The organism is Streptococcus cristatus (assembly GCF_001588905.1).
In the GTDB taxonomy this organism is placed as follows: domain Bacteria; phylum Bacillota; class Bacilli; order Lactobacillales; family Streptococcaceae; genus Streptococcus; species Streptococcus cristatus_N.
In genome coordinates this window covers 1-8848 of sequence record NZ_LAWH01000051.1, presented here as the reverse complement: position 1 = coordinate 8848, position 8848 = coordinate 1, and the positions used below count along the sequence as shown (strand labels likewise).

At 44.9% G+C, this 8848-nt stretch carries 8 protein-coding genes; 3 read left to right on the top strand and 5 right to left on the bottom strand.

Translation table 11 applies throughout. The features are described from left to right. Window positions 1-233: 233 nt before the first annotated feature. The 5 genes from serS to A0765_RS09065 form a co-directional block, all read right to left on the bottom strand. The gene (gene serS / locus A0765_RS09085; protein ID WP_062006209.1) at window positions 234-1511 is read right to left on the bottom strand and encodes a serine--tRNA ligase; all 1278 of its coding nucleotides are present in this window, start codon (window positions 1509-1511) and stop codon (window positions 234-236) included. 213 nt (window positions 1512-1724) lie between these two features. Further along, window positions 1725-2096 (bottom strand): DUF956 family protein, encoded by a 372-nt coding sequence (locus A0765_RS09080; RefSeq protein ID WP_062006207.1) that lies wholly within the window; start codon window positions 2094-2096, stop codon window positions 1725-1727. Between the two features lie 70 nt (window positions 2097-2166). Next, entirely contained in the window at window positions 2167-3108 is a 942-nt protein-coding gene (locus tag A0765_RS09075; RefSeq protein ID WP_062006205.1) for a PTS system mannose/fructose/sorbose family transporter subunit IID, read from the bottom strand. An 18-nt stretch (window positions 3109-3126) separates the two neighbouring features. Further along, window positions 3127-3933, bottom strand: a complete 807-nt coding sequence (locus tag A0765_RS09070; protein ID WP_002908912.1) for a PTS mannose/fructose/sorbose transporter subunit IIC — start codon at window positions 3931-3933, stop codon at window positions 3127-3129. A gap of 44 nt (window positions 3934-3977) precedes the next feature. After that, window positions 3978-4967 carry a PTS sugar transporter subunit IIB gene (locus tag A0765_RS09065; RefSeq protein WP_062006203.1) on the bottom strand — a complete coding sequence of 330 codons (990 nt, stop codon included), beginning with the start codon at window positions 4965-4967 and terminating at the stop codon, window positions 3978-3980. Between the two features lie 605 nt (window positions 4968-5572). On the opposite strand from A0765_RS09065, the gene glyQ reads away from it, so the two are divergent. The 3 genes from glyQ to A0765_RS09050 are packed head-to-tail and all read left to right on the top strand — an operon-like array spanning window position 5573 to window position 8810. Continuing rightward, window positions 5573-6490, top strand: coding sequence for a glycine--tRNA ligase subunit alpha (glyQ, locus tag A0765_RS09060; protein WP_062006201.1), 918 nt, complete (start codon window positions 5573-5575; stop codon window positions 6488-6490). 2 nt (window positions 6491-6492) lie between these two features. Beyond that, window positions 6493-8532 (top strand): glycine--tRNA ligase subunit beta, encoded by a 2040-nt coding sequence (gene glyS, locus A0765_RS09055; RefSeq protein WP_062006199.1) that lies wholly within the window; start codon window positions 6493-6495, stop codon window positions 8530-8532. Between the two features lie 20 nt (window positions 8533-8552). After that, window positions 8553-8810 (top strand): DUF896 family protein, encoded by a 258-nt coding sequence (locus tag A0765_RS09050; protein ID WP_039975732.1) that lies wholly within the window; start codon window positions 8553-8555, stop codon window positions 8808-8810. Window positions 8811-8848 lie beyond the last annotated feature (38 nt).

Genomic DNA, 8848 nt, shown 5'->3' with positions numbered 1-8848 from the left:
CGAGCAAGACGCAGTGGTTGAGTGGGCTCTACTACGCTGATTTCATCAGCTTTTACAGCCCTACTCAACTGTGCGGAGGTGGGACGACGAAATCGAATTCTAACGAATTACCGATTTCTGTCCCACTCTCTTTTAAAGTGGAAAATCCTATATTTCGTTTATTTTTTTGAACTGTTGGATTTCTCCTCAAGTAGAATAAGAAAAGGTCCGATTTGTTTCGGACCTTTCATTGTTTATTTTGGTGCGATGACTTCCAAGCCACCCATGTATGGACGTAGGACTTCAGGAATGGTTACAGAGCCATCTTCGTTTTGGTAATTTTCTAAGATAGCAGCCACTGTGCGTCCGACAGCAAGTCCAGAACCGTTGAGAGTATGAAGGAGTTTGACCTTGCCATCTGCTTCGTCACGGTAGCGAATTTGTGCTCGACGAGCTTGGAAATCTTCTGTGTTAGAGCAGCTAGAGATTTCACGGTAAGTGTTCTGAGCAGGAATCCAAACTTCCAAGTCATAAGTCTTAGCAGCAGAGAAGCCCATGTCACCAGTAGAAAGAGCAACGACACGGTAAGGCAGATTGAGCTTTTGCAGGATGTTTTCTGCATTGGCAGTCATCTTTTCCAGCTCTTCATAAGATTCTTCTGGCTTGGCAAATTTCACCATTTCAACCTTGTGGAATTGGTGCAGGCGGATCAGACCACGTGTGTCACGACCAGCAGAGCCAGCTTCAGAGCGGAAAGATGGGCTCATAGCTGTGAAGTAGATTGGCAATTCTTTTCCGTCTAAAATTTCATCTCGATAGTAGTTGGTCAGTGGAACTTCAGCAGTCGGAATCAGAACGAAGTTAGTATCGCTTAACTCAAAGGTATCTTCTTTGAACTTAGGATATTGGCCAGTACCAAACATAGAGTCATGGTTGACCATATAGGGAGTGATGACTTCTGTATAGCCTTCTTTGCCGTGCTCATCCAGCATGAAGTTGTAGATAGCACGCTCTAATCTAGCTCCTAATCCCTTGTAGAAGAGGAAGCGGGCTCCCGTAACTTTTGCCCCACGTTCCCAGTCTAAGATGTCCAAATCCTCGCCCAAATCCCAGTGGGCCTTAGCTTCAAAGTCAAATTGGCGAGGTGTACCCCAACGGCGGACTTCTACATTGTCATCCTCGTCTGCCCCGATTGGTACGCTATCGTGCGGAATGTTTGGCAGGGTTGTAGTGAACTCGGTCAATTTAGCATCCAATTCAGCCAAAGTAGCATCCAAGTCCTTGATTTCAGCAGATAGTTTTTGCATAGCAGCAATCTTGTCATCTGCATTTTCTTTGTTGCGCTTGGCTTGGGCAATCTCTGCAGAAACGGTGTTGCGTTTTGCTTTGAGATTTTCTACTTTCACCAGCAAATCACGTCGCTGCTCATCAATTTCCTTCATTTGATTGAGCACATCAGCTGCTACGCCACGGGTAGCTAATTTCTCTGCGACAGCATCAAAGTCTGTCCGAATACGTTTTAAATCTAACATAAAACCTCCAAAAAATAAAAGCACACCGAGGAAACTGTTGGAGCGGCTAGGCCGCGGTTCCATCCAACTTCACAGGTGTGCACTTGATTATGTATGTAGTTGTCTTACAACGGTAGAATTTCACACTAGACTCCTATCTGCTCGCAGCACCCGCAGACTTTCTGAAAGAAGACATAGCCTTACTTATCCGTTTCCTAGATTATACAGGATTTTTTATTTTTTTGCAAATAGATTTTTAAAGAATTGGCCAATTGTTTGGATCAAGGTAGGCAATTTGACGACTTTCTCATTCCCGATATGTTGCCGTGCAATTTTGAGAATCTTTCCAGTGTCCTTTGAGGCAAAGAGAAACTTGCCCTTATCCGTAAACACTTCGAAATGTCGACTGATATTTTTCCCAGAGACATTGGCACCGATCTGCTGGATGCTAGACCAAGGCAGCTGGATATAGTCTTCTACATTGGCGTCAGCGTAGAATTCCAGTGCGATATCACCGACTAAAAACTTTCCAACCTTGCCACCCAAACCCAGATAGGAAACTCCTGTCGTTTGAAATTCAATCGATTTATTTTGCGATTGTGCCATAGAACATCTCCCTTTTAAATAATATAGCTATTATACCACAATAAAAAGAAGGCCGAAACCTTCTTTTTGATTACATCAAACCAGCAACGTGAGCTAGTACACCAACTACAAAGAGAGCGATGATGATAGTGATAGGGGATACTTTCTTCTTAAGCAACCACATACAAGCGAAAGTTAGAAGCAGTCCCATCAAACCAGGAATCAAGGAATCCAAGTTTTGTTGGAAAGTTGTAACTTTTTCAGGGGTTTGAGATAGTCCTTGACCTACTTGAGCAAAGGCTTCTTGGATACCCTTATAGCCACTAGATAATTTGTCCCAATGGATATATGCTTTATCATCTAGCTTAACAGATGAAACGTTAAAGACAAACTTAATAGATACCCAGCGCTCAACCAGAACAGCCAAGATAAACATACCTAGAATTGAAGCACCTTTGGTAATGTCTTGGAGGATACCACCAGACATGTCCTTAGTGATTTCAGAACCAGCCCTGTAGCCCAATTCTTGTGTGTACCAGAGGAAAGCCATCCGGATAGCATTCCAAGCTAAGAAGAAGATAAGTGGCCCAATGATATTTCCAGTCAAAGCAAGAGATGCACCAAGTGCTCCAAGGATAGGACGAACTGTGAACCAGAAGACAGGGTCTCCGATACCAGCCAGAGGTCCCATCATACCGATTTTAACCCCTTGGATAGCCGCATCGTCAATTGCTGCACCATTTGCTTTTTCTTCTTCAAGCGCAAGTGTAACTCCGATGATTGGAGCTGCTACATATGGGTGAGTATTGAAGAATTCCAAGTGACGCTCAAGAGCAGCAGCTTGATCTTCTTTTTTAGTATAAAGCTTCTTAATAGCTGGAATCAGTGAATAAGCCCAGCCCAGGTTTTGCATACGTTCATAGTTCCAAGAACCTTGCAAGAAAGTAGAACGCCACCAAACTTTTTGACGGTCAGCCTTTGAAAGAGTCAATTTTCCTGACTCATCAGGTTTTACAGTATTTAATTCTGTCATGATAGTGTGTCTCCTTTCTTAGTAGTCTTCTAGGATGTCGCCGATTGGATCGTTAGATGAAGCTGTTGCTCCGCCACCGCCATTTCCGCCTTTTTTAGACAGGGCAAGGTAGATGAGGGCAATAGCGACACCAATTGCACCAAGGGCAATCAGAGTGAGTTCGCTGACAGCAGCCAAAGCGAAACCAATAGCGAAGAATGGCCATACTTCACGAGTTGCCATCATGTTGATAACCATGGCATAACCAACGGCAACGACCATACCACCGCCGATTTGCATACCTTCTGATAGCCAAGCTGGCATAGCTTCAAGAGCAGATTTAACAGACTCAGCAGGAATCATCAAAAGCAGTGCTGCAGGGATAGCAATACGTGCTCCTTGCATGAAGAGAGCGATGAAGTGAGCGCGTTCAACGCCTTTGAAGTCTCCTTTTTTCGCAGCAGCATCTGCACCGTGAACCAAACCGACTGACAAAGTACGGACAATCATAGTCAAGAAGAGACCAGCAACAGCAAGTGGAATAGCAACACCTTGTGCTACAGCGATTCCTTTGCTTGAGAAGTCTCCACCCAGTACCATGATGATGGCAGCGGCAACAGAAGCGAGGGCAGCATCAGGTGCTACAGCAGCTCCGATATTAGCCCAGCCAAGAGCGATCAGCTGGAGAGAGCCACCCAGCATAACACCGGCTGCCAAATTACCAGTTACCAGTCCAATCAAGGTACAAGCAACCAGCGGTTGGTGGAATTGGAATTGGTCCAAGATACCTTCTAGACCAGCTAAGAAGGCAACAAAGACTACTAAAACCATAGAAATAATAGACATGTTTTAAATCCTTTCATAATAATATGAGAGCGAAACGTTTCAGATTATTGAACGTTGGCTTTGTTAATTAAGTCAAACAAATCTTTCTTAGAGTCATTTGGTACTTTACGTACGTCGAATTCAACTCCGAGATCACGCAATTTTTCGTAAGTTGCCACGTCGTCCTTGTCCATTGATAGAACGTTGTTGACCATTGTCTTACCAGTTGAGTGAGCCATTGAGCCGACGTTGAGAGTCTTGATTGGCACACCGCCTTCGATAGCGCGTAGGGCATCTTGCGGAGTTTCAAATAAGATAAGAGCGTGCGTATTACCAAAGCGTGGATCTTTTGAAACAGCAATCAGTTTATCAATTGGAACAACGTTTGCTTTAACATTACCAGGTGCAGCTTGTTTGATGAGTTCTTTACGAAGTTCATCCTTAGCTACTGAGTCAGAAGCAACGATGATACGGTCTGCTTTTGAATCTGGAGTCCAAGCTGTTGCAACTTGTCCATGCAACAAACGAGTATCGATACGAGCAAGGTTGATTTTGAGCTTGCCGTCTCCGATAACGGTTCCTTCTGGGATAGCTGATTGAGCAACTGGTGCAGCAGCAGGAGCAGCGCTTTCTAGGACTGGATTCAGCTCTTCAGGCAGAGCTTTGACGCCTTCCTTAGCTTCCTTGATGATATTTGCAACGACAGCATCTACGCTAGCGTTTGCATCCATCATGCGCTCTGTGTAGGCTTGAATTAGCATAGGCAGGTTCAAACCTGTAATAATCGCGAACTTGCGGTCTGGATTTTCACCCATGACACGGCTAGCTTGGTTAAATGGTGACCCACTCCAAAGGTCAGCCAAGACCAATACCTCATCGTTCGCATCAAACGAAGCCACAGCGTCATTGAATTTTGCATACAGATCATCAGGACCTTCGTTTGGCATGAAAGTTACAACTTGAACTTTTTCTTGCTCACCAAAAATCATAGAACCTGACTGATGAATGCCGGCAGCAAATTCACCGTGGCTGGCAATAATGATTCCAATACTCATTATTGTTTTTCCTCCTTATAAAATGTTTGACTTAAGTTTAAGAAAACTTTAAGGCTAACTATTATTATAAAACGTTTTCATGAAAAATGCAAGTACCTGAATCGAAGCGGCAATCATTTTCAAATTCCATTTCTAGTGAAAAACGCTGTTATATCAGCATTTTTTGATCTTTTCTTCTCACTAAATAATTAGATGAAGATTAGATTATCAATGTAACTAGGTTAATATATGAAAGTTGTTGAAAATTTCTATGAAAATGCTTATCTACTAGATTGATAGAAAGCAAATTTATATAGGAAGAATTTATAGCTGAATCTCAAGAAGTATTTTACAAATCATCTATTTTCTGCTATAATCTTTTCTAGAAAGAATTCTCATTGTCTACTTTTTAGCGAGTCTGGGTTGGTGGGAGCCGGATAGGGAAGCAGTGCAGATGGCGCTTTCGATAAACATTTTTAAACGTAATGAAGTAATAAATTAGGGTGGAACCGCGTCTTGACGCCCCTAGGTCGCATAGCCTAGGACTGTCGGATGTGGTTCTTTTGCTTGTTCAAACAGAACAGAGGATGAGCCTAGCGCTAGAAATAAAAATAAAGGAGTAAAAAATGTCTAAGAAGTTAACGTTTCAAGAAATAATTTTGACTTTACAGCAGTTCTGGAATGATCAGGGCTGTATGCTCATGCAGGCTTATGATAATGAGAAGGGGGCGGGAACGATGAGTCCCTATACCTTCCTGCGGGCTATTGGGCCAGAGCCTTGGAATGCGGCCTATGTAGAGCCGTCTCGCCGACCAGCAGATGGTCGTTATGGGGAAAATCCGAACCGTCTTTACCAGCACCATCAATTTCAAGTGGTTATGAAACCTTCTCCAAGCAATATCCAAGAACTTTATTTGCAGTCTTTGGAGCTCTTGGGTATCAATCCACTAGAGCACGATATCCGATTTGTCGAGGATAACTGGGAAAATCCGTCAACTGGCTCGGCTGGTCTGGGCTGGGAAGTCTGGCTGGATGGGATGGAAATCACTCAGTTTACATACTTCCAGCAGGTCGGAGGTCTGCCAACTCAGCCGGTGACCGCTGAGGTGACTTATGGTCTGGAGCGTCTGGCTTCTTATATCCAGGAAGTAGACTCTGTCTATGACATTGAGTGGGCTGATGGCGTTAAGTACGGCGAAATTTTCAAGCATCCTGAGTATGAACATTCCAAGTATAGTTTTGAGGTCAGCGACCAAGACTTGCTCTTGGGGAATTTTGAGAAGTTTGAAGCAGAAGCCAAGCGCTGCCTGGACGAGCATCTGGTGCACCCAGCCTATGACTATGTTCTCAAATGCTCGCATACCTTTAACCTCTTGGATGCGCGTGGAGCTGTATCTGTGACAGAGCGGGCTGGTTATATTGCCCGTATTCGTAATCTGGCGCGTGTTGTGGCCAAGACCTTTGTGGCTGAGCGCAAGCGACTGGGCTACCCGCTTTTGGATGCTGAGACTCGTGAGAAACTCTTGGCAGAGGAGGGAGAATAATCATGGTAAAAAATTTATTAGTTGAATTAGGCTTGGAGGAAATGCCAGCCTATGTCGTGACACCGAGCATGAAGCAGCTGCGCGACAAGATGGGAGCCTTCCTGAAAGACCATCGTCTGACCTTTGAGAAAATTGAAATGTTCTCTACGCCTCGTCGTCTGGCGGTGCGTGTGGTTGGCTTGGCGGACAAGCAGTCTGATCTGACAGAAGATTTCAAAGGCCCTTCTAAGAAAATTGCTCTGGATGCTGATGGGAACTTTACAAAGGCTGCCGAAGGTTTTGTCCGTGGCAAAGGCTTGACGGTTGAGGACATTACTTTCCGCGAAATTAAAGGGGAAGAATATGTCTATGTGACCAAGGAAGAAATCGGCCGCCCAGTAGAGGAGATCATCCCAGCAGTGACGGAAGTTCTGCAAGCTCTGACCTTCCCTGTCAGCATGCACTGGGCTAATAACACTTTTGAATACATCCGCCCAGTCCACACCTTGACTGTGCTCTTAGATGAGCAGGCCTTTGATTTGGATTTCTTGGACATCAAGAGCGGTCGTACCAGCCGTGGACACCGTTTCTTAGGGAAAGAAACAGAGATTGCTTCAGCAGATTCCTATGAAGATGATTTACGGGCTCAGTTTGTCATTACCAGTCCTCTTGAGCGGGAAAATATGATTATCGAACAGATTCGGGCGTTAGAGCAGGAGCACGGTGTTTCTATCGAGATTGACGAAGACCTTCTCAATGAAGTTCTGAATCTGGTAGAATATCCAACTGCTTTCCTAGGTAATTTTGATGCTAAATACTTAGAGGTGCCAGAGGAAGTATTGGTGACTTCTATGAAAGAGCATCAGCGTTACTTTGTTGTGCGCGATAGTGAAGGCAAGCTTTTGCCACACTTTATCTCTGTCCGCAACGGAAATGCAGAGTATCTGGAAAATGTCATCAAGGGAAATGAGAAGGTCTTGGTGGCTCGTCTGGAAGATGGGGAATTCTTCTGGCGGGAAGACCAAAAGCTGGCTATTGCTGACTTGGTTGAAAAGCTGAGCAATGTGACCTTCCACGAAAAGATTGGCTCTCTGGCAGAGCACATGGAGCGGACTAGTAAGATTGCGGCTCTCTTGGCGCAAGAAGCAGGATTGGATGCTGATGAGTCAGCTGACTTGGCTCGTGCAGCAGCTATTTATAAGTTTGACTTGCTAACTGGTATGGTTGGTGAGTTTGATGAGTTGCAAGGCATCATGGGTGAGAAGTATGCTCTTCTGGCTGGTGAGAATGCTGCGGTGGCAGCTGCCATTCGGGAGCACTATATGCCGACATCCGCCGATGGCGAATTGCCTGACACCAAGGTCGGTGCGGTCTTGGCACTGGCTGATAAGCTGGATACCATTCTGTCCTTCTTCTCAGTTGGCTTGATTCCAAGCGGTTCCAATGACCCTTATGCGCTGCGCCGTGCAACTCAGGGTGTTGTGCGTATCTTGGATAAGTTCGGCTGGAACATTGACTTGGCTCAGTTGGTTAGCCGACTTTACGAACTGAAATTTGATAGCCTAAGTTATGAAAATCAAGAGGCAGTGCTAGACTTCTTCCGTGCCCGCGTTGAGAAAATGATGGACCGTAGCATTCCGAAAGACATCGTGACGGCTGTTCTTCAAAGCACTCACTTTGTCGTACGCGATTTGGTAGAAACGGCTGGGCTTCTGGCAGAAAAAGCTCAGGAAGATAACTTCAAGTCAGCGGTGGAAAGCCTATCTCGGGTCTTCAATCTAGCTGAGAAAGCCCAAGGGCAGACAGCTGTCAATCCAGCCCTCTTTGAAAATCAAGAGGAAAAAGACTTGGCTGCAGCCATTGAAAAAGTGGAGCTGACGCCTGACTTAGCTGTCAATCTGGACCAACTCTTTGCTCTCAGTCCAGTTATCGATGCTTTCTTTGACCATACTATGGTCATGGCAGAAGATGAGGCTGTGCGTAACAATCGCCTAGCTCTCCTAGCTTCTTTGACAGCCAAGGCCGGCCAGCTGGCGCAGTTTAATCAGATTAATACCAAATAAAAGGTAAGAGAGGTAGAATCATGGATCCTAAAAAAATTGAACGTATTAACGAACTGGCTAAAAAGAAAAAAACGGAAGGTTTAACTGCTGAGGAAAAAGTGGAGCAAGCCAAGCTTCGTGAAGAGTATATCGAAGGCTACCGTCGCTCTGTTCGCCATCATATTGAAGGCATCAAGATCGTTGACGAGGATGGTAATGATGTAACGCCTGAAAAATTGCGCCAAGTTCAGCGCGAGAAAGGTCTTCATGGCCGTAGTCTAGATGATCCAAATTCATAACAACAAGAAAAAGAGAGAGTGGGACAGAAATCGGTAAT